Annotated in this window: 17 protein-coding genes; all 17 read left to right on the forward strand. The window is 62.3% G+C overall.

What is annotated here, in order from left to right:
• Positions 1 to 154: 154 nt before the first annotated feature.
• Genes tssA through ASD12_RS02975 form a run of 17 tightly spaced genes read left to right on the forward strand, consistent with a single transcriptional unit; the run spans position 155 to position 20,220 of the window.
• Positions 155 to 1,327, forward strand: a complete 1,173-nt coding sequence (gene tssA / locus ASD12_RS02895; RefSeq protein WP_056581937.1) for a type VI secretion system protein TssA — start codon at positions 155 to 157, stop codon at positions 1,325 to 1,327.
• 6 nt (positions 1,328 to 1,333) lie between these two features.
• Positions 1,334 to 1,873: a type VI secretion system contractile sheath small subunit gene (gene tssB, locus ASD12_RS02900; protein ID WP_027035514.1), complete on the forward strand. Its 540-nt coding sequence runs from the start codon at positions 1,334 to 1,336 to the stop codon at positions 1,871 to 1,873.
• A gap of 3 nt (positions 1,874 to 1,876) precedes the next feature.
• Complete coding sequence (gene tssC / locus ASD12_RS02905) at positions 1,877 to 3,382, forward strand: type VI secretion system contractile sheath large subunit (RefSeq protein ID WP_027035515.1); 1,506 nt, start codon at positions 1,877 to 1,879, stop codon at positions 3,380 to 3,382.
• Positions 3,383 to 3,429: 47 nt separating this feature from the next.
• Positions 3,430 to 3,891: a type VI secretion system tube protein TssD gene (gene tssD / locus ASD12_RS02910; RefSeq protein WP_056581790.1), complete on the forward strand. Its 462-nt coding sequence runs from the start codon at positions 3,430 to 3,432 to the stop codon at positions 3,889 to 3,891.
• On the forward strand, positions 3,878 to 4,633 hold the full coding sequence (gene tssE / locus ASD12_RS02915) for a type VI secretion system baseplate subunit TssE (RefSeq protein WP_056581791.1): 756 nt from the start codon (positions 3,878 to 3,880) through the stop codon (positions 4,631 to 4,633). The genes tssD and tssE overlap by 14 nt, the downstream gene beginning before the upstream one ends.
• A 1-nt stretch (position 4,634) precedes the next feature.
• Positions 4,635 to 6,509 carry a type VI secretion system baseplate subunit TssF gene (tssF, locus tag ASD12_RS02920; RefSeq protein ID WP_056581792.1) on the forward strand — a complete coding sequence of 625 codons (1,875 nt, stop codon included), beginning with the start codon at positions 4,635 to 4,637 and terminating at the stop codon, positions 6,507 to 6,509.
• Positions 6,473 to 7,540, forward strand: a complete 1,068-nt coding sequence (gene tssG / locus ASD12_RS02925; RefSeq protein ID WP_056581793.1) for a type VI secretion system baseplate subunit TssG — start codon at positions 6,473 to 6,475, stop codon at positions 7,538 to 7,540. Before tssF ends, tssG begins: the two co-directional genes overlap by 37 nt.
• Positions 7,537 to 9,009, forward strand: coding sequence for a type VI secretion system-associated FHA domain protein TagH (gene tagH, locus ASD12_RS02930; RefSeq protein WP_056581938.1), 1,473 nt, complete (start codon positions 7,537 to 7,539; stop codon positions 9,007 to 9,009). Before tssG ends, tagH begins: the two co-directional genes overlap by 4 nt.
• 3 nt (positions 9,010 to 9,012) lie before the next feature.
• Complete coding sequence (gene tssJ, locus ASD12_RS02935) at positions 9,013 to 9,465, forward strand: type VI secretion system lipoprotein TssJ (RefSeq protein WP_056581794.1); 453 nt, start codon at positions 9,013 to 9,015, stop codon at positions 9,463 to 9,465.
• A gap of 39 nt (positions 9,466 to 9,504) precedes the next feature.
• Positions 9,505 to 10,839, forward strand: coding sequence for a type VI secretion system baseplate subunit TssK (tssK, locus tag ASD12_RS02940; protein WP_056581795.1), 1,335 nt, complete (start codon positions 9,505 to 9,507; stop codon positions 10,837 to 10,839).
• Positions 10,840 to 10,843: 4 nt separating this feature from the next.
• Positions 10,844 to 12,166, forward strand: a complete 1,323-nt coding sequence (gene icmH / locus ASD12_RS02945; protein ID WP_056581796.1) for a type IVB secretion system protein IcmH/DotU — start codon at positions 10,844 to 10,846, stop codon at positions 12,164 to 12,166.
• Between the two features lies 1 nt (position 12,167).
• A complete protein-coding gene (tssM, locus tag ASD12_RS02950; RefSeq protein WP_056581797.1) occupies positions 12,168 to 15,704 on the forward strand; it encodes a type VI secretion system membrane subunit TssM in 3,537 nt (1,178 codons plus the stop codon).
• Positions 15,686 to 16,228, forward strand: a complete 543-nt coding sequence (gene tagF / locus ASD12_RS02955) for a type VI secretion system-associated protein TagF (protein ID WP_244482712.1) — start codon at positions 15,686 to 15,688, stop codon at positions 16,226 to 16,228. Before tssM ends, tagF begins: the two co-directional genes overlap by 19 nt.
• Positions 16,228 to 17,331 (forward strand): DUF2169 domain-containing protein, encoded by a 1,104-nt coding sequence (locus tag ASD12_RS02960; protein ID WP_056581799.1) that lies wholly within the window; start codon positions 16,228 to 16,230, stop codon positions 17,329 to 17,331. The genes tagF and ASD12_RS02960 overlap by 1 nt, the downstream gene beginning before the upstream one ends.
• Positions 17,328 to 18,350, forward strand: a complete 1,023-nt coding sequence (locus ASD12_RS02965) for a 3-oxoacyl-ACP synthase (RefSeq protein WP_056581800.1) — start codon at positions 17,328 to 17,330, stop codon at positions 18,348 to 18,350. The genes ASD12_RS02960 and ASD12_RS02965 overlap by 4 nt, the downstream gene beginning before the upstream one ends.
• A complete protein-coding gene (locus ASD12_RS02970) occupies positions 18,350 to 19,297 on the forward strand; it encodes a DUF4150 domain-containing protein (RefSeq protein WP_056581801.1) in 948 nt (315 codons plus the stop codon). The genes ASD12_RS02965 and ASD12_RS02970 overlap by 1 nt, the downstream gene beginning before the upstream one ends.
• Positions 19,234 to 20,220 (forward strand): hypothetical protein, encoded by a 987-nt coding sequence (locus ASD12_RS02975; protein ID WP_162252197.1) that lies wholly within the window; start codon positions 19,234 to 19,236, stop codon positions 20,218 to 20,220. Before ASD12_RS02970 ends, ASD12_RS02975 begins: the two co-directional genes overlap by 64 nt.
• The last annotated feature ends 130 nt before the right edge of the window (positions 20,221 to 20,350 follow it).

Raw genomic sequence — 20,350 nt, forward strand, 5'->3', positions numbered from 1 at the left:
CTGGGTCGGCAATCTAGCCGAGGGTTTCGGCACCCAAGACGCGGCCTGGTCAGCTTTCGTTAATTTTTTGAGCAGTGCTTGAATTGTGGTAAAGTGCAACCGTGTGATACCGTAGGGTCACATACGGTTTATGGGCCGATTGCTGGGGGTTGGTGTGATTGATGTCGCACTCTGGCTTGCTCCGCTCGACGGTGAAAATCCGTCAGGGGAGGATTTGCGCAACGACCCGGCTTTTCATGAGCTGGAGCGCCTGACGGAACCTGAGATCAAGGTCGTCCACAACGGCCAAAACAAACCCGCCTCGCAAAGCACCATTCCGGTCGACTGGCCTGCGGTGCTCGCCAAGGCGGAGGAATTGCGCGCGCATGGCCGGGACCTGCGCCTGCTCGTCGTCGTCACGCGCGCGCTGGCCAATGAAGAAGGACTGGCCGGGCTTGCGCAGGGGCTGACCCTCATTGCGCAGACCTTCGATCAGCATTGGGAAACCATGCATCCGGCACTGCGGCCCAACGCTTCGCCACGCGATGCCGCCTTGCGCCGCATCAACGCGCTGCTCGACCTCCAGAATGGTCAGGAGGGGTTGTTGGCGAACCTGCGGCAAATGACGTTCTTTGCGCCGCGTGCAATCGGCCCGATTCAGGGCAAGGATCTGGAAAAGGGTGCGCTCGACGACCGTGTCATGCTCCAGGAGGCCGCCTCCGGGTTGAATGCGGCAGAAAAGGCCGCACTGGTCAGTGCGCACGGACAATTGTTGAACCGGGTGCGTGCCGGATGTGCGGCACAGATGGATCAAGCCAACGCAGAGATGGTCTTGCTCGTCGCTGACGCCCGGGCAGCGATCGCGGCCCTTGACGCGGTCGAGACCGCTCTCAACGCCCGTCTCGAGGGCGGCACCGCTCCTGTTCCGGAATTGAAACGGTTTCTGCAGCGTTTGCTGACGACCCTCGAACGGAATTCGGCAGCCGGCGCCGTGGCGAATGGCGCGGCCAAGTCGCCCACGCTGGCAGAACCGGCAACGCCTGCTCGAAACGGTCATGGAGCCGATACTATGGCAAGTGCGGCAAGTTATACGGACTCGAGCACGGGGCTTCCCGACCGGATTTCCTCGCGCGACGACGTGGTGAAATGCCTCGACCTCGTCGTCGCCTTCTATGACCGCACCGAACCGTCGAGCCCGATCCCGCACCTGGCGCGGCGTGTGCGCCGAATGGTGCATATGGATTTCGTTGAACTGATGGAAGATCTCGCCCCGTCGGGGTTGAAGGAGTTCCGGCTCCTTGCCGGCGTTCCCGATGTCAAGAAGACGGCTCAGAAGGATGAAAGGTAACAACACATGCCAGCCGAAAGCAAAGCGAAGGTCATCGAACGAAATCGCGCGCCGCGGGTGCAGATCGCCTACGATGTGGAGACCTACGGTAGTCCAACGACGATCGAACTGCCGTTCGTCATGGGCGTGATGGCCGACCTTTCCGGTGCTTCGCAGACCAAGGAAGCGTCAAAGTCGGTGCTGGACCGCTCCTTTGTCGAGACCGACGCGAACCGCTTCCCCAAGTTCATGGAGGCGCTCGGACCGCGGGTAAAGGCCCGCGTGAAGAATACGCTGCCGCAGGCTGAGGGCGCCGAGCGGGACGAGGAACTGGCGCTCGATCTTACGTTTTCCAGAATGGGCGATTTCGCCCCGGACAAGATTGCAGAGCAAGTTCCGCAACTGGCCGAGATCCTCAAGATGCGTCGCCAACTCGAGGAACTGCTTGGCTTCATGGATGGCCGCGTCGACGCCGAAAAACGCATCGCGCAACTTCTGAACAACGAACCGCTTCTTGGCAAGATCGCCAGCCAGGCGCTGGCTGACGACGACAAGGTTGGGGAGTAAATCATGGCCGAACAGCAAAAGACCGCCGCCGTCGCCGCCGAGGCCGAAGCCATAGACCTTGGAGAATTCAGCGGACTCCTCGAGAAAGATTTCAAGGTCAAGAAGGACGACAGCGAGAAACTGCAGCAACTCGTGCGCAATCTCGCCCTCGCGGCACAGTCCCGTTCCGATACAACCACCATCTCGTCCAATGCGATCAAGTCGATCAAGTCGCTGATCGCGGGCATCGACAAGATGCTGACGACACAGGTCAACGAGATCCTGCACGCGCCCGAAGTGCGCGAAATGGAAGGCACATGGCGCGGCCTCTGGTATCTCATCAACAACACCGAGACTGATCAGAAGCTGAAGATCCGGGTGATGAACATCTCCAAGGAGCAACTGGCCGACACGCTCGAAGACTATGAAGGCCAAATGTGGGACCAGAGCCCGATCTTCAAGAAAGTCTATACGGACGAGTATTCGATGCTTGGCGGCGAGCCGATTGGCTGTGTGATTGGCGCTTACGAATTCTCGAACCACCCGCGCGACGTTGGTTTGCTGCGCAACATCTCCGGCATCTGTGCTTCGGCGCACACGCCGTTTATCGCAGCCGCCTCGCCGCGCCTGTTCCGCATGGACAGCTGGCAGGAATTGCCGAACCCGCAAGATTTGCAGCAGATCGTCTCCAACCCGGCCTATGCCTCGTGGCAATCGCTGCGCGAGAGCGAGGACGCTCGCTACATCGGCCTGACCATGCCGCGCGTTCTGGCGCGGCTGCCATATGGCACGGATACCGTTCCGGTTAAGGGTTTCACCTTCGAGGAAGAGGTGCAGGGCGATCACAACAAATATGTCTGGATGAACGCCGCCTTCCCGATGGGCGTGAACATAAACCGCAGTCACAAGCTCTATGGCTGGGGCACGCAGATCCGCGGCGTCGAGAATGGCGGCACGGTCCTCAACCTGCCGGTGCACAGTTTCCCGACCGATGACGGGTCGATCGCGATGAAATGTCCGACGGAAGTCGCCATCGACGACCGACGCGAAGCGGAACTGGCCAAGCTTGGTCTGATGCCGATCCTGCATCGAAAGAATACCGATCTCGCGGCCTTCATCGGCGCACACTCACTGCAGGACGACGAGACGCGGGCGGGACGGCTGGTCGACCCCGACGCGCAGTCCAATGAGCGGCTCAGCGCCAACCTGCCCTATCTCTTCCCGGTCTCGCGCTTTGCGCATTACCTCAAGGCCATTGCGCGCGACAAGGTCGGCTCGTTCAAGGAGCGCTCCGATATGCAGATCTGGCTGACCGAATGGATCAACCGATACGTGCTGGCCAACCCGGCCTTTGCCGACGACAAGGCGCGCGCCAAGCGCCCACTTGCCGCGGCCGAGGTTCAGGTGGACAGCGTTGAGGGGCGGCCGGGCTATTACAACGCCCGCTTCTATCTGCGCCCGCACTACCAGCTCGAGGGCATCAATGCCTCGCTCCGACTGGTCTCGGAACTGCCGTCCGTGAAGACTTGATTTACAGCAACACGATCTTGGTTTTTTGAAAGCGGTGGAGAAAGACAATGCCCACAGGTACGAAGATTGATGGTTTTCTGAAAGTTCCGGATATCAAAGGCCCAAGCGCTCGAGACGGCCACGAGGACGAAATTGAAGTCCACGGGGTCGATTACAAGATAGTCGCGCCATACGATCCGAATTCGCTCTCGCGCCGCGGTCGCGTTTCCTTGGGCATGATCAAGTTCACCAAGCACTATGACAAGTCGTCGCCCTATCTGAAGAAAGCACTGTTCGAGAACAAGGCGCTGGACGAAGTGGTGTTCTCGGCACGCCGGACCATCGATGGCGAGACCAAGGATTACCTGGTCGTCACCCTCACCGACGCCTCGATCATGGAATACGACATGTCGCAGGCCGAGGATGAGGAAGACCTGATCGAGGAAGAGGTCAGCTTCGCCTACAAGAAGATCAAGTTCGTCTATGACGGCAATGACGAAATCGAAATGGATGTCTATGTCGGCAAGTGAGGGCCGGCGGCCCGACGCGGACAAGCTGCAGGTTACCGCTGGTTCGCGAGCAAAACGCGAAGCGGTCCAGCCCTCTCTCTGGGACCGCCTCGTAAACGACCTGCCGGGCATGACCTCCGAGATAGACGGGCTACGCCAAGCCTTGCAGGACGAACTCGGCGTGGATCGGCTGGAGGGTCTGGCTGCGGGCAGCGCGCGGCTCATCGATGCCGATGCGGAGCTGACGGCCGATCAGAAGCGGCGTCTGCACCGACTGGCCTTTCAGACCCAGCACCGCGCAGAGATGGAAAGCCGCGGCGTGGTCGTGTCGCCCCGCGTGCTCCGGGAGGCCGTGCGGCGCGACATCGAGGCTCTGTTCAACACCGAGCGTTTCGAGGCTGTTCCGCTTCTCTCCGATCTCGAAAGCGAGCAGGCAGCGGACAACCCGCCGTCGCTCGCCGATTTTCCGGAGGTGCGCCGAAGCGTGATCAACTACGGCGTACCCTCCTTCTCCGGCCGCTCCTCTCGCGACTTTGATCGCGAAGCCCTGGCGCGCGAGATCCGCTCGGTGCTTGCAACGTTCGAGCCCCGCCTCAAGGAAAATACGACGAAGGTCACGGTGACGCTTGGCGACAAGAGCGTGGGTTTGAAGATCGAGATTGACGCGGTGCTGATCATGACGCCGACGCCGGAACGCATGCGCCTGCGCACCACGATCAATCTCGACAACGGCTTGGCGCGGACCGAATTTAGGGAGGCCTGAGATGGATCGGGTCTTCGTAGAATATTACGAGGAGGAACTGACCCATATCCGTGCGCTGGCGGCGGAATTTGCCGACCTGCATCCGGCGGTGGCGCGCAATCTCTCGCTCGACACGGTGCCGTGTCCGGATCCGTATGTCGAGCGATTGCTTGACGGCGTCGCTTTCCTCGCGGCGCGCACCCGGCTGAAAGTCGACGCCGAGCGCTCGCGGTTTTCACGCAGCGTTCTCGACGTTCTGTATCCCGATCTGGTCACGCCGGCGCCGGCAACGGCGATGGTGGTGCTGAAACCCGGCCAGCAGGTCCAGACGATGGTTGCCGGCCATGTCGTCAAGCGCAACACCCGGCTGGTCTCCGGCCTGCAGCCCGGCCTTTCGACGCGTTGCACCTTCACCACCGCCCAGGACATCACGCTGTGGCCGATAGCGCTGACTTCCGTAAGCTATTTTCAAGATCGCAGCGCGCTGGCAGCGGCCGGCATAGCACCGATCGGCGGTGTGGCCGGCGAGGCGGCGCTCCGCATCGTGCTGGCCCGAACCGGAAAAGGCAGGCTCGACGAACTGTCGCTCGATCGGCTTGATCTCTACTTTGCGGGACGCACCAAGGCCCCCCTGCTTTTCGACGCGATTTTCGGTGCTTGCTCGGCCGTTGGCGCACGCGCGGAAGGCAAGACCAATCCCCTATCGCCTTTGCCGGAACCCGAAATGATCGGCATCAGCGACGACGAGTCCCTGATGCCTCGTACCCGTCCGACATTCGAGGGGTACCGCCTGCTGCGCGAATATTTCATGATGCCCGAGCGCTTTCACTATGCGCGGGTTTCCGGGCTGCAGCCCGTCGTGCGTCGATGCGCGGCCGGGCTCGAGATCATCTTCATGTTCAGGCGCCCGGTGCCCGAGCTTGCCGACTTGACACCGGCCGATTTCGAACTTTTCGCAACGCCGATCATCAATCTCTTCGAGCGTGAGTGCAACGTCATCGAGCTTGATCCGCGCAAGACGCGCCAGGTGCTGCATGCCGATCGGACGCGGGCGCGCGACTTCGAAATCTATCGGGTCATCCGCGTGGAGGACGCCGACACCGGGGGTAACGATGCCGAAATTCCAGAGCTCTTCAGCCTGGGTCAGAATCGCGGCAGTGGCTGGGTCTACTCCACCGAGCGGCGCCCCCGTCGCGCGACGGAAGACGAGCGGCGCGACGGGCTGACCCGCACCTCCTACGCAGGGGACGATGTTTTCCTGGCAATTTCACGCCCGGTGGAAAGCCCGGCGAACCGGCCGCTGAAGCGTGTCGACATCGTGGCGCTTTGTACCAACCGCGATCTGCCGATCCTCGATGACAATCCCACTTTGACGCTGGAGGCAGGCGACCCGGTCGAAACGGTGCGGCTTCTCGGCGCGTTGCGTCCGCCTCGCCCGGCCATCCCCGCCGCGCTTCCGGTGGGCGCGGCGGGCGAATCCCGCGCCGACAATCTCGCCTGGCGGCTGGTGGCCCAACTGGCGCTCAACTTTCTCAGCCTTGCCAAGGAAGGCCGCGGCGTCGATCCGCTGCATGCGCTGCTTGATCTGTACGCCGACCGGGGAGATCCGAGCCTTGCCCGCAACGTGCATTCGATCGTTCGCATAGACTCGCGGCCGGTCATCGAACGGCTGCAGATCGACGGGCCGATGTGCTTCGGACGCGGCACGGAAGTGACATTGCATGTCGACCAGTCGGTCCTGGCGGGGCAAAGCACATTGCTGCTTTCGGCCTTGCTGGCACGGCTGTTTGCCCGTCATGCCGGTATAAACGGCTTTGTGCGAACCCGTACGCGGCTGCTGCAGAAGCAGGAGGATGTGCCATGGCCGATGACGCCCGGCAATCGCTACCTGATCTAGACACAGTCGACTCGAGCCAGACCGAGGGGCTGTCCGGGACGTTCGACTTCTTCGAGCTGTTGCGCCGGCTCGAACGGAGGGGCGGGCTGTTCGGCTATTCCAGCTCGCCGGAGCGCGAGCCGGCGAGGCTCGGACAGCATATGCGTCTCAGCTTTTCGGCCAGGGACGTGGTTGAATTCCGCGAAGCGAACGACAAGGCTCCGGCCAGGGTCACGGTCGCAAATCTTGGCCTGATGGGACCCGAAGGTCCGCTGCCGCTGCATCTGACGCGCTGGGTGCTCGATCGGCTGTCGCAGCGCTGGTTCACCGGCGCCGATGCCCGGCAAACCAGCGACACGACATTCATGGACTTCGTCAACATTCTGCAGCACCGCATGATCGCCCTGTATTATCGGGCATGGGCGGATGCGCACCCCGCGGTACAGGTCGAACGTGCGGTTGGGGGGCGCGTCCGCGCCATGCTTGAAGCCATGGCGGGAATCGGACTTCCGGGCACCCAGAGCACTGATCTCGATACGGTGAAGCTTCGCCAGGCAGCTTCGCTCGCCAGCCAGGTCGATGGCCCGGAACGGCTGACGCTGTTCCTGGCGGAAGCCTTCAAGGTGCCGGTTCAGATCAAAGAGTTCATCGCCGCCTGGATAAACATCCCGGCCGGGCTCCAGACCCGCCTTGCAAAAGCCTATGCTGGGCTCGGCCGGGGGGCGACGATCGGCCCGCGCGTTTTCAACCGCCAAAGCAGGATCGAACTCCGTGTCGGCCCGCTGGGGTACGAGGACTTCAAGGCGTTCCTGCCTGGCGGCCAGCGGCTCAAACTGTTCAAGCAAGCCGTTCGCGACATGGTCGGGGAATCGCTCGACGTCGATCTGCGCATCGTGCTTGCGCGCGAAGCAGTGCCGCCGCCCCGTATCGGAGCGGTACAGCTCGGCCGGACCGCCTGGCTTGCGCGGCCCGTTGAAAGGGGCGATGCTGACGACATGCGGCTGCGGACGATCGTCGGATGGCGGCCGGAAATGGCGGGGGTCGCGGCATGAGCCTGCTGCTGACGCTGGAGCAAGGGCCACGCACCCAGGCGGTGCGGCAGACCCGGCTGGACGAGGGCGAGTTGGTGATCGGCCGCAGCGCGGACGCTGGCTGGCAGATCGATGATCCCGACATGTTCGTTTCGCGGGCTCATTGCAGGATCTCGGGCGGGCGGGATGGATATTTCGTCACCGATACGTCAAGCAGCGGATTGTTCATAAACGACTCCGACAGCCCGCTCGGCGCCGGCAAGTCGACGCGCCTTCAAAGCGGCATGCGGCTAAGACTGGGCGACTACGTCGTCTATGTCGATCTGCAGACGCCAACCGCCCAAGCATCCACAGCCGGCCAGCCGGCTCCGGAACGCCTGCCGCCGGTATCCCGAGCGCCTGTGAGCATCGGCCGCGACGACTTCTTTTCCGCCACGGTCGAAGAAGAGCCGCGACGGCCACGTCCGGCGGATCTGCCGAACCCGTTCGAACAGCCGGTTCCGGGCGCGTTCGAGCGTGCCACCTCCGGCCAGCGCAGCTCGCCTGCTTTCGATGACCCGTTCAGCCTCGATCCGGTTTCAACGCCTGTGTCGAAAAATGCCGCCCCTTATCTCGAACCGAGCGGCGCGGCGAACCGGGCGGACCCATTCAGCCTCGACCCCGAGCCGTCCCCAAGCCGCGAAGTCGAACGCGCTCATGGAAAGCCGTCCGATTTCAATGATGATTTTGGTTTCGGATCAGCCACGGCGCCCGGTTCGGCAAACGGCACCGGCTCGGCCGGAAAGCGCGAGCACATCGCCCAACGGCCACAATCCGCCAATCCCTGGGATTTGCCCGTGCGAGCGGCTGATGTCCCACCTCCAGCGCGGACAGGTGCCGCTGCCAAACCCGCCCGCCTGCCGGCAGCGCCGCAACTGGGCGACATGGCGCTTCGCTCCGCATTCCTGCACGGTATGGGTGTCGAGGAAGCCGACTTCCCCGGACGCGACAGCCTTGCGGAAATGGAGAAGTTTGGCCGCGAATATCGGCTGATGATGGAAGGCCTGATGCAGCTTCTGCGCAAGCGGGCCGAGGAAAAGGGAAACGCTCGCGTCGCCCAGACCATGGTCGGGGCTTCCGAAGTCAATCCGCTCAAGTTTCTGCCGACGGTCGACGACGCCATCGTCACGCTTCTCGCCGAGCGCAGCCCGGGATTTCTCGCCGGCGAAGCGGCAATCGCCGACGCGGTTCGCGACCTCGCTCAACATCACGTGCGCGCCTGGCGAGGCGTACAGGGCGCCTTGCGGCGGATGATTGACCGTTTTGACCCGGCGGCGATCGAGGAAGAGCTGAAATCGAATTCCGCGATCGGCACGCTGCTTTCAGGCGGGCGCGGCGCCAAGCTGTGGGAGCTTTACCAGAAACGCCATCGTGAAATCGCCGAGAGCGCGGAAAAAAGCTTCCTGGGTGAAATCGGCGCTGATTTTCGGGACGCATATGAGGAGGAGTGAGACATGATCGATCGACGCGAATTTATCGTCGCCCTGGGCGCAACCGGGCTGCTTGCGGCTTGCCAGAGCGGTCCGCCAAAACCTTCGGTGATCACCATCAATGTGACCGGGGGGGCTGGCATGAATCCGGGACCAGGTGGCGGTGACCGGCCGGTGACGGTCCTCGTGATGCGGCTGCGCAGCACCGGCAAGTTCAATTCCGCCGACTACTTTGCCCTGCAGGGAGATGCCGGCTCTGCACTCGCAGGCGACCTCATCGGATCCGACCAGATCGCCGTCGGGCCGGGAAAATCCGCGTCCAAAACCATCACCGTCGAGCCGGATGCGACGGCGCTGGGCTTCGTTGCACTGATCCGCGAGCCTACTGGCAGGAACTGGCGGACGACCAAGTCAGTGTCGGCGGGATCACAATTTACGGTCAACGTCACGCTTGGCAGCGGCGGCATTTCCGCCTAGCGGCCAAGGCAAGGGGAGCTCAATGCAGAGAGTAGCGGCATGAGCGATGCAAACAGGGTGTTGTGGTCCGAAGGTCTGTTTCTCCGGACTCAGCATTTCCAGCAGCAGGATCGGTTTTTCGAGGCGACAGTGCGCGGCGCGTTGCAGGCCGGGCAACTGCACACGTTCGGCTTTCAGCAGCTGACGTTGGATCAGGCATTGCTCGATGCCGGCCAGATCTCGATCCTGTCCGCACGGGGCATCTTTCCGGACGGGACACCTTTCTCCATTCCAGACATGATGGACGCACCGCGACCATTGCTGGTCACCCCAGACACGGGCGCCGGGCCGGTGCTGGTCGCCTTGCCGCTGGAGCCTCCCGGCGGTGTCGGCTTCGATCCGGCACACGCCGCCGCCTCGGGAGCACGCTATCACGGACGGATCGTTTCGGTGCGTGACGCCGTCCAGGGCGGTTCAGATCCTGAAGAAATCGAGATCGCCCGTCCGCAGGCGCTGTTGCTTGCACCCGGCAAGTCGGTCGGTGGCTACACAGCCTTGCCGATAGCCGACCTCAAGGGGGTTCGAGCCGATGGCGGCGTCTCCGTGGACGAGACCTTCCTGCCGCCGACACTGGTTACCGGCGCGGTGGCCTGGTATCGACAATTGCTTCTGGAGGTTGTCACGGGCCTCGACCAGATCGCGGAGGCGCATGGCAAGATGGTCATGGGCGGGCCTGGGCGCAGCGTCGAAGATCTGCTGATGCTCAATCTCGCCAATGCGGCGCGCCCGCGGCTGGCCCACATGCTGGCGCAGGATGTCTTCCATCCGGCCGAGCTCTACCTGGAACTTGCCGGGCTCGCCGGTTCGATGGCTACCTACGGATCGAGCGCGCGGCGGCTGGGCGAGTTGCCCGCTTATGATCACATGGCGCCAGGCCTCGCTTATTCGGCGCTGGCGGATGCGCTGCGCTCGCTCATCCTCAGCCTGCGTTACATCGAGCCGAAATCGCGTGCGCTGCCTGTCATGCGGCATTCGACCAATGTCTGGAAAATCCGCATCGACAACCCGAAGCTGCTGGTGGCCAGCCGGATCGTCATCCGGGTCGGTTCGGAGCTGTCGGAGGACGCGCTGCGCAAGATATTCGTCAATCAGGCGACGGTCGGCTCGGCCGACCAGTTCGAGGGCCTGTGGAAATCGCGGTTGCCCGGCATTCCTTTGAAACCGCTTCATTCCCAGCCGCGCGAAATCCCTTACGATGGCGATCGACTGTGTCTCGAGCTTGACCAGAAAAGCGAGCACTGGGCGTCGCTGCTCGATGCCCCAGGCTTCGTCATTGGCGTTTCGGGTGTGTTGCCAAGCGAGCCGCAGGTGGACTGCTATTCGGTGAACAGGTGAGATCATGAGCCGCGATGATCCTTTCGGACTGTCGGAGGATCGCGAACGCACTCGCATACGATTGACCGGCGCTCCGATGCCGCGGCCCATGGCGCCACTCTTGCCGGGCGCGGCGGCAAAGCGGTCTCGGACCCACCCGAACGCGCTTGTCAACGCGTTCGCGCCCTTGCTCGAGTTCGCTCCCGAGCTTGAAAGTGCGTTGCCGCCGGAGAATCCGGAAGCGTTGCGCACCCGATTGCTCGAAGAACTGGTTCGGGCACGCGACCTGGCAATGTCGACAGGGTCCTCGATGGAGAGGGCCGACCAGGCAGCCTGGGTCGTGGCTGCGTTGCTCGACGATCTGGCTTTGAACACGCCATGGGGCGGGGCCAGCGCCTGGCCGCGGCAGCCGCTTGTGGTCATGCTGCGCGGCGATGTGGATGCCGGAACGCAGTTCTTCACGCGTCTGGACGAACTGGAACGCCATCCCAACCGCGATCGCGAATTGCTGGAACTGCAGTATGACTGCATGGCGCTCGGCTTTCGCGGCAAATATCGCGTGCCTGGGCGGTCAGGCGACCGCTCGCTCAATGCCGTTCGCGTGGCGGCGGCACGCTTCCTGCGCGATGCCGACGCCGAAGGCGCGCCGCTGTCGCCAAACTGGAAGGGCGTGATCGCATCCGACGAGCCGCAGCGCTTCATCGTTCCGATCTGGGTCATGGCGCTCGGTGCGGCGGTTGTTGCCACTGCCATCCATATCGGACTCTCGATGGGACTGAGCAGCCAGGCGGTCGAGCTTTCCGCACTTGTGCGCACGTTGCCGCCGCCTGCACGCGGCGACATCAGCCGGACGTCACCCAAGGTCGAGGCCCCGCCACCAGAGAAAGTGGATTTTGCGCTGTTGCCGGAATTTCAGGCCGGGGCACCGGCCGACCTCCGATCCGCCCTCAGCGGCACCGAGAGCGTTTCGCTGGCCAAACTGATCGTCCAGGCCTCCAACCCCGAACTGTTCCAGTCGTCGCGGCCACAACTGACCGAAGGCTTCGAGCCCCTGATCGGTTCGATCGCCAAGGTGATCCTTGCCAATCAGGAGCTGATCGGGAACATCACGGTGATCGGCCATACGGACAGCGTTCCTCTGCAGAAGACCAATCCGCTGTCGACCAACCAACGACTGTCCGAGGCTCGCGCCCAGACGATTGCCGACATGCTGGTCCAGAACGGCGTGCCTCAGGACCGCGTCCATTCCGAGGGCCGCGCGGCCACCGATCCAGTGGCCAGCGACAGCACGCGCCAGGGGCGGGCGTTGAACCGCCGCGTCGAGGTGCTTGTCGAAAAGAGGCTGTGAGATGTTTATCCTGCGCTTCCTCTGGGCGGTTCTGACATCGCGCTGGCTGTGGACGCTGATCGGCATCACGCTGCTTTCCCTGGTCATCTGGGTGTTCGGTCCGATCGTCAGGATCGGTCCCTACGAACCGTTCGCCTCTGAAAATGTGCGCATCGTCATCATCGCGCTGCTGGTCATCTTCTGGCTGATCTGGCTGATCGTCGCCCAGCGCCGGGCGATCCGCGCCAACCGGCTGTTCGTCGCGGAGATCGCCGCGCCTGCGGTGGAAAAGCCGCTGAGCCCCGGCGAAGAGAACGTCGCGGCCGTGGGTGCCAAGTTCGCCGAGGTGATGGCCGAACTGAAGCGCCGCAAGCTGGGCGGACGCAAGTTTCTGCGCGAGATGCCCTGGTATGTGATCGTCGGGCCGCCAGCCACCGGCAAGACCACGGCTCTGAGGCAGTCCGGACTGAATTTTCCGATCGACCTCACGGACGACCTGCAAGGGGTCGGCGGCACGCGCAACTGCGACTGGTTCTTTTCCGAAAACGCGGTTCTGATCGATACCGCCGGCCGCTATGTCCAGCAGGAGAGCCAGCCCGATGTCGACGCGGCGGAATGGCTGGGCTTCCTCGACCTTTTGAAGAAGCATCGCGGCCGCCGCGCGCTCAACGGCGTGATCGTCGCGCTTTCGATCGATGTGCTTTCGGAGGGCGACGAAGCCATCAAGGCGCATGGCCGCAAGATCCGCCGCCGGTTGGCCGAGCTCAACGACCGGCTCGAAATCCGCCTTCCGGTCTATCTGATGCTGACCAAGGCCGATCTGATCAAGGGTTTCGAGGCCTTCTTTGGCGGTCTGTCCACCGCCTCGCGCGAGCAGGTATGGGGAACGACCTTCGCGCTGGATGCGCGCGTGGATGCCAAGATCATCGAACGCGAGATTTCAACGCTGGCGACGGAACTCGAGCGGCGGCTGGTGCCGCGCTTGGAGGATGAGGAAAAACTCGCCGCCCGCGCCGAGATCTTCCGGTTTCCCGCCCAACTGGCAAGCCTGTCCGAACCGATCCAGGTGCTGGTCGAGGCAATGTTCGGCGAAAGCCGGTATGAAGAGGCTGCATGGCTGCGCGGCCTCTATCTGACATCGGCGACCCAGGAAGGGGCACCCATCGACCGGCTGACCGCGGCGCTGTCGTCGTCCTTCGGTCTTCCGCCACGGCGGGCCCTGCCCGCACCAAGGGTCGAGAAACGCAGCTTCTTCTTGAAGAACCTGCTCACCGAAGTCATCTTCAAGGAAGCAGGCCTCGGTACGTTCGACCCGCTGGCTCAACGCCGCCGCGCCTGGATTTGGCGCGGTGCCGCGGCTGCCTGTGCCGCTGCAGGCTTGTTGGCCAGTGCGGTGTTTGCCTGGTCCTACTACGACAACCGCAATGCGATCTCGGCCCAGGCAAGCCAGTTCGAAGCGCTGCAGACGCCGCTGACCTCGGCTGCCGCAAATTCGGCATCGGTGCAGCAGCCTGCCATCGACGGCGCGCTCGAGGCGATGGACGCGGTAGCGAATGCCCGCACCGCTCCACCAGCAGCAGCGCAGGATCTGCTGGGGCCATCGGCCTCGGCGGAACTGGTGCGGGCTCAGACCGACACCTACGATCACGCCCTGCGCAACGTGCTTGAGCCGCACATGGTGGCCCTTCTCGAGGCCACCATGTGGCGGCAGATCCGCGATCCGGATTTCATGCTCGGCGCGCTCAAGACGTATCGCATGATGACCGGTCTGTCGCAGATGGATCCCGACTACGCCCAGAACTGGTGGGTGAACAGCCTGCCCGAATTCGCGGCCGCGGCACCATTTCCAACCGCCGATGCCGAAGAGCATCAGCTTGCCGCCATCCGCCGCATGACGGTCGACGAAAGCTATGTCGCACCCGACCAGGCCCTGGTTGCCGAAGCGTTGAAAACGGTGTGCACGATCTCGTTGCCGGCGCGTGCCTACAAGCAGTTGCTGGCCGATCCGGCGGTGGCCGGTCTAAAGGACTGGATCCCGGCCAATTTCGCCGGCCCCAACGGTGGCAAGGTGTTTGCGCGGCGTTCCGACAAGACGCTTCGCGTCGGCATTTCCGGAGCATTCACCTATTCCGGCTTCCACGACGCCATTCTCGACCGCATCGAGGATGTGGCAGCACAAGCGGCGCTGGATCGGGCGGTCTTCGCCGGAGGCTGCTCCGAGAACTCCGAAACGTCCGTGTCGGCGCTGTCCGAGGATATCCTGAAGCTCTATTACGACGACTATATCGCACAGTGGGACAGCTTCCTGCGCGATATGAGGCTGGCGCCGTTGAGCGACCTCAATGTCGCCAGTGAGAATCTGAAGGATCTTTCCAGCGCCGATTCAGCGCTGAAACGCCTGCTCACGGCAGTCGTTCAGGAGACCGAGCTTACCCGGTCCGATGAAGCGCCGGCCGACGACAAGGCGGCGGCCAAGGGCGGCTCGAAACTGCTCGGCAAACTCGGCAAGCTCGGCAAGATCGTCAAAACGGGGGCAAAGCTGCTTCCACGCGCGGGCTCAGCTGACGAGGTGGATCTTACCGGGAACCTGGTGGCCGAACACTTCAAGCCGCTCAAAGGTGCTATTGCCGAGGTCGACGGCCAGCCGCCAGCACTCGACGCCGCGGTGGTGGCTCTGACGGCGCTGTCCAACGTGTTGCAGACGGTCACCGCCAATCCCGACCCCCAGGATGCCATTAAGAAGCAAGGCGGCCTTGCCGAACTGACGGGTGCGGTGGCCAGGCAGGCACAGATCCTGCCGGACCCTATCAGCAGTTGGCTGGGCGGAATTGCCGGTGACACCAGCAATTTGACTCAGAAGGCGGTCACTTCGGAGCTCAACGCCATCTGGCGGGCGGACATACTGCCTTTCTGCCAGGCAGCGCTGAACGACCGCTATCCATTCAGTCCGGAAAGTGCGGTGGACGTCAATGTCCGCGACTTCGCCCGCCTGTTCGGACCGGCGGGCCTGATCGATGCCTTCATCAACGACCATTTGATCAGCTATGTAGACACCGCCAGCCAGCCGTGGAAATGGCGTGCCGACTTTGGCCTCGACCCTTCGGCGCTGGCGGCGTTCGAGCAGGCCAGGCGGATACGCGATGATCTCTTTCCCGGTGGTACCGGACCGGTGATGAGCTTCACGCTCGAACCGAAAGACCTGTCTCCGAACGTCACGCGTGTGACGCTCAATCTCGATGGCCAGACCCTCGTCTATTTCAACAACGCGACGCGGCCGCAACCGATGACCTGGCCCGGCAAGGACGGCACCGGGGTCATCTCCCTCGCCTTCCAGCCCATCGACGGCTCACCCGAAATCATGCTGAACGAGACCGGCAGCTGGGCGTGGCTGAGGATGCTGCGCAGCGGCCGATTCACCGGGACTTCGCTGTCCGATGTCTACAGCCTGCGCCTGGGGACGAAAGGCATGTACGCCGATTTCGAGCTCAAGGCCGCCAGCGTCGAAAATCCCTACAATCTGCAAATGTTCAAGAAATTCTCATGTCCACCGCAGATATGAACCTGCCCGGCTTTTACGGAAAAATGCCCGCCACCGGCGATTTCGTGACACGGCGGCTGTCGGGTGACTTTGTTCGCGGCTGGGACCGCTGGCTGGCGCAGCATCTCGTCCCGCTGTTCGGCTCGGAATTCTGGCCAGGCACAACCGCACTGCGCTTTCTGGCTGGCCCGGCTTGCTTCGGCGCATCGGCGGGCATCATACTGCAGAGCGCCGACAGGGTCGGCAGGCAATTCCCCTTGAGCGTCGTCGCACAGCTTGCTGAAGCCCCGGTTCGGCTGGCTGACGCCGAGGCGTGGTTTGCCGGGATCGAAGAAGCGGCCATCGCCGCCCAGCACGGCGAACTGACGCCCGACGAATTCGATGCCGCGCTGGCCGCACTGCCGGTGCCGCCCGTCGAGCCGGACGGCGAGATCATCAGCGGCATGGTGATGTGGACCGCCCGTTCGGACATTTTCGACATCGATCCGCAATCGCCTCAAACGACGCTGGAACAGATACTCGCCGGCAGTTGGGAGACCAGCTGATGCAGATCTGGAACCAGATGGGCTATCCGCACCACTTCACCATGGGCATGGACAAGGCCGGCCATGAGTGGATAGTCGTGGTCGTCAAAGGCACGTTCGATTTCCCGGCCAAGCTAGGCGGATTGGTGCAAAAATCGGCGGACCAGATGCCGCTGGTAATGGCCGACACACAAACCGGCGTGCCTGGCTACTCGGCCACGCTGTGGGAGACTGACTTCGCCTTCCGCAAACCACGCTGCGACGTCATCGCCAATGGCTGCGCCTTCGCACCGGGCGGGCGTCCGGCGGAGCGCGTGCCGGTTGGTATCAAGGTTGGCAATTGGTCAAAACTGTTCGAGGTCGTCGGCCACCGCGAATGGCGCTCCATCGGCCCGGTGTTTACCGCTACAGCGCCGCAACCCTTCCTGAAACTGCCCATCTCCTATGACGTCGCCTGGGGTGGCGTCGACAGGCTGGATCCGGAGGACAAGCTGCCGGCCAGCTACAAATACAACCCGGTCGGAACCGGCTGGTCGCGCACCAGGAACCAGCGCCTTATTCCAGGCCTGCGGCTGCCGAACACCCAGGCAGTCGGCGAAGAGATCCGCTCGCCATTTGGCGATTACAAGCCGATGAGTTTCGGGCCGATGGGTCGCGGCTGGCCGGGCCGGATCGAATATGGCGGCACCTATGACGACAACTGGACCAAGAACATCTTTCCGTTCCTGCCGCCGGACTTCGACGAGCGCTATTTCCAGATGGCGCCGGCCGACCAGCAGATCGACCATCCGCGAGGCGGCGAAGAGGTGGTTCTGGTGAACCTGATACCTGAGGGGCGGGTAAGTTTTCGCCTGCCGTCGACGGCATTGCCGATGACATTGTTCAAGGGCAGGCAGAAGGCCTATGAGGCCGATATATTTCCAGACACTGTTCTGCTTGACCCGGAAAGACGCCGCTTCTCGCTGGTCTGGCGCCTCTCGCAGCGCATTCACAAGACAATCCTCGATTTCTCGGAGTGCTGGGTAGGTCCGCCAACGCCGGCCATGCTGAGAGCCAGGCTCAAGGGAAAACAATACGTTCGTGTCAGCCGCATCACGCCCGCACGAGAGAATGAAGACGCATGAGTGCGCAACTCGACATCGTCTCGATAGGCATGGTTACGGCTGTCGGCCTCGACGCGCCGTCAGCTTGCGCGGCGATGCGCGCAAGGCTCGACGGTTTCCAGCAAACGCGATTTCGGGGCTCCGCCGGCGAGTGGCTAACCGGTGCCCCCATCGCGTTACCGCGCAATTGGGTTGGCGACAGGCGCATGGCGCATCTGGCGGCTGGCGCTATTTGCGAAGCGTTCGAAAGCGTGCCGGAAGCACGCGGCCAAACGGCACTGATTTTATGCCTTCCCGAGGAGGAGCGGCCCGGCCGAGCCGTCGGCGACAATTCCGCTTTGCTTAGAAGCGTTGCCGAAATCGTTGAGGTCGAACCGCATGCACGCTCCAGGATAATAGCGCATGGACGACCTGCCGGCGTTGTCGCATTGGAACATGCTCGCCGGCTGCTCGCGTCGGGCGACGTGCCCTTTGTGGTGATTGCTGGCGTCGATAGTTATCTGACAAGCCAGACAATCACGTACTATCTCTCGTGCAATCGCCTCCTCACGCCTCAAAATCCGAACGGGTTCATACCTGGGGAGGCGGCGGCGGCGGTCATTTGCACCCAAGGTCGACAGGGCGGACTTCGACTATTTGGGGTTGGGCTCTCTCGCGAAAATGCATCGATCTACAACACGGAAGATTTGCCTTTGCGCGGTGACGGCATGACGGCGGCCTATCGGGCGGCATTAGAAGAAACCGGTATCGAAATGAACCGACTCGGGTACCGGATCGCTGATCTCGTAGGAGAACAGTACTGGTTCAAGCAAAGCGCGCTTGCCAGCCTGCGCTTGCTGCGAGGAAGGCATGAGTTTCAGGACATCTGGTCGCCAGGCGAATCTCTCGGCAATGTCGGAGCCGCCGTGGTGCCGCTCATGCTTGGCATGGCTTTCACCGCAGCACGCAAAGGCTATGCTGCCGGAAATCCGGTCTTGATCGAGGTATCGAACGATGCCGGAGCCTGCGGCGCAGCCATCGTGGCATCGAGGGCGGCGTAGTGGGCGGGGTGTTTGCCAACGGCCTGGAAATTTCCGGCAAAGCCGTGAACGCCCAGACAATCGCCGCGTTCCCGGATGTTTGCTTCACACCTCCTGAAAACCCGGCAACGCCGCCTGGCGTGCCCATCCCCTATCCTAGTTTCGGATTGGGCAGCGACACCGAGCAAGGGACCGGCACCGTCAAGATCGGCGGCAAGACCGTCAACATCAAGAACAAATCCGACCTGTCCAGAACGTCCGGGACGGAGGCTGGCTGTGCCGCGAAGAAAGGCGTCATCACATCGAAAAATACCGGAAAGGGGTATTTCAACTCATGGTCTAATGACGTGAAGTTTGATGGCGAACCTGTCATACGCATGACAGATCTTGCCACAAATAACCATGCATCGCCGATTGGCAATACGGTTACATGGCCGCACACGGCCGCCATAACTGTTAACGGGCAGGACTGTGCAACGATTTTAAATAACGTTGGGATATATGTGCATCAACACAAGGATTCCGATTGTGTGCACCCAACGGAATCCGAACACTGCTTCGAAAATCAGATGTTCCAGAAGAGTCGCGGCGGCGAGAACTATTCCGGCTGGGGAAGTTACGACGTCGACACCGCGCCTTGCATCTGCATGGAATCCTACAAGAAAACCAAGACCGGATACCGCAAATCCGGCTCCGGGTCGAAACGCGGCTCGCCGCACAACAAAAAGACAAAGAAAGTGCGCGATTTCCTGAAGAAGAAGCGCAGTCCGACTTTGGGCGATGCGATCAAGGAGGTGCAGCAGGCTGTCGGCGACCATCACGAGAAGCTGCAGAGCTGCACCAAGAAGGAGAAGGACGACGCGCTCGAATGCCTGAAGCTTGTGCTCATCGACTACCTCATTGATTGCGCCAGAGCCCCGAAACCGACCCCCGCCCAGATACTGGCCAAACCGATAAGGAAAAAGTGATGCGTGAGCCCGAAACCATCGCCGACTTTGACCCGGAGGAAATCGATGTCCAGGCCGTGGACGGATATCATCACGGCGGCAATCGCTTCAGCGCCAGTTTCGAACTGAGCGATCCCGATGATGAATTCAGCCGGTCCTATCTTCTAGAAATCGAGCTTGGGGCGACCATTCGTTTCAATGCACGGCTTCAGATCGAGGACGCGATCCGGTCCCATGTCAGTTTCGGGCCGCAAGACCATGTCGCCCTTGAACTTGGAGGGATCATCCACGACCTACCGCCGGGCTCGGCATCACGCACGGACCTGCCCGAAGGCGCGCTGACGCGCCTGTGGGCCCCGTCGCACGACCAGATCTTTGCGATCGGAGATCTTGGCGTAAGCTATCTGCGTGAGCGAGGCCGATGGGGGCAGTTGGAGACCTTCGACGAAGCCGTGCTCAACGATATCCACGGCCGTGACGGAAGTCCGATCTATTGCGCCGGCGACCGCGGGCTTCTCCTGAAACTCGACGGGCGGCGTTGGAACCGTATCGAGGTGGGTGTCGAGGAGAATTTCAACACCGTCCTGGCCGGACCTCAGGGTGAGGTCTATCTCGGCGGCGCGAACGGGGCAGCCTACGAGTTGCGTGACAGCGAGCTGATTGCCTTGAAGGCCGACGAGGTCGACTATTACGATATCTGCGAGTTTCGCGGCAAACGCTACTGGTCGGATATGAGCTACGGCGTTTCGGTGCAGAAGGGACGCGAGCTCGTGCCTCTGCTCGAAACGGAACAGGGTTTTACCATGACCGCGACGGAGGAATTTCTTGTTGTTGCAGGCTGGCACGAATTCTTTCTGTTCGACGGCACCGACTGGTCCGGTTTCGAAATGGGCTATGACGGCAATATCTTCCTTCGAACGGTCGACATCAACAACTACCGCTAAAGCGCGTCGCGCTTGAATGGATTCAGGCACCGCGCTTTAGGTCTTTGTTTTCATGCATGTCGTTCCCCCAAAACCGGGGCCACTTTTGGGCGACACGCTTTAGGATGGCGGATTATCGGTAGGATGGCGG

The sequence above is a fragment of the Mesorhizobium sp. Root102 genome (assembly GCF_001425625.1).
Lineage (GTDB): Bacteria > Pseudomonadota > Alphaproteobacteria > Rhizobiales > Rhizobiaceae > Mesorhizobium.

Coding starts and splice junctions, on each gene's coding strand:
- tssE (WP_056581791.1), top strand. CDS start 3,878: ATGTCGGCAAGTGAGGGCCGGCGGCCCGACGCGGACAAGCTGCAGGTT.
- icmH (WP_056581796.1), top strand. CDS start 10,844: ATGAGCCGCGATGATCCTTTCGGACTGTCGGAGGATCGCGAACGCACT.
- tssC (WP_027035515.1), top strand. CDS start 1,877: ATGGCCGAACAGCAAAAGACCGCCGCCGTCGCCGCCGAGGCCGAAGCC.
- ASD12_RS02965 (WP_056581800.1), top strand. CDS start 17,328: ATGAGTGCGCAACTCGACATCGTCTCGATAGGCATGGTTACGGCTGTC.
- tssM (WP_056581797.1), top strand. CDS start 12,168: ATGTTTATCCTGCGCTTCCTCTGGGCGGTTCTGACATCGCGCTGGCTG.
- tssB (WP_027035514.1), top strand. CDS start 1,334: ATGCCAGCCGAAAGCAAAGCGAAGGTCATCGAACGAAATCGCGCGCCG.
- tssJ (WP_056581794.1), top strand. CDS start 9,013: ATGATCGATCGACGCGAATTTATCGTCGCCCTGGGCGCAACCGGGCTG.
- tssK (WP_056581795.1), top strand. CDS start 9,505: ATGAGCGATGCAAACAGGGTGTTGTGGTCCGAAGGTCTGTTTCTCCGG.
- tssD (WP_056581790.1), top strand. CDS start 3,430: ATGCCCACAGGTACGAAGATTGATGGTTTTCTGAAAGTTCCGGATATC.
- tssF (WP_056581792.1), top strand. CDS start 4,635: ATGGATCGGGTCTTCGTAGAATATTACGAGGAGGAACTGACCCATATC.
- tagF (WP_244482712.1), top strand. CDS start 15,686: ATGTCCACCGCAGATATGAACCTGCCCGGCTTTTACGGAAAAATGCCC.
- tssG (WP_056581793.1), top strand. CDS start 6,473: ATGGCCGATGACGCCCGGCAATCGCTACCTGATCTAGACACAGTCGAC.
- ASD12_RS02960 (WP_056581799.1), top strand. CDS start 16,228: ATGCAGATCTGGAACCAGATGGGCTATCCGCACCACTTCACCATGGGC.
- tagH (WP_056581938.1), top strand. CDS start 7,537: ATGAGCCTGCTGCTGACGCTGGAGCAAGGGCCACGCACCCAGGCGGTG.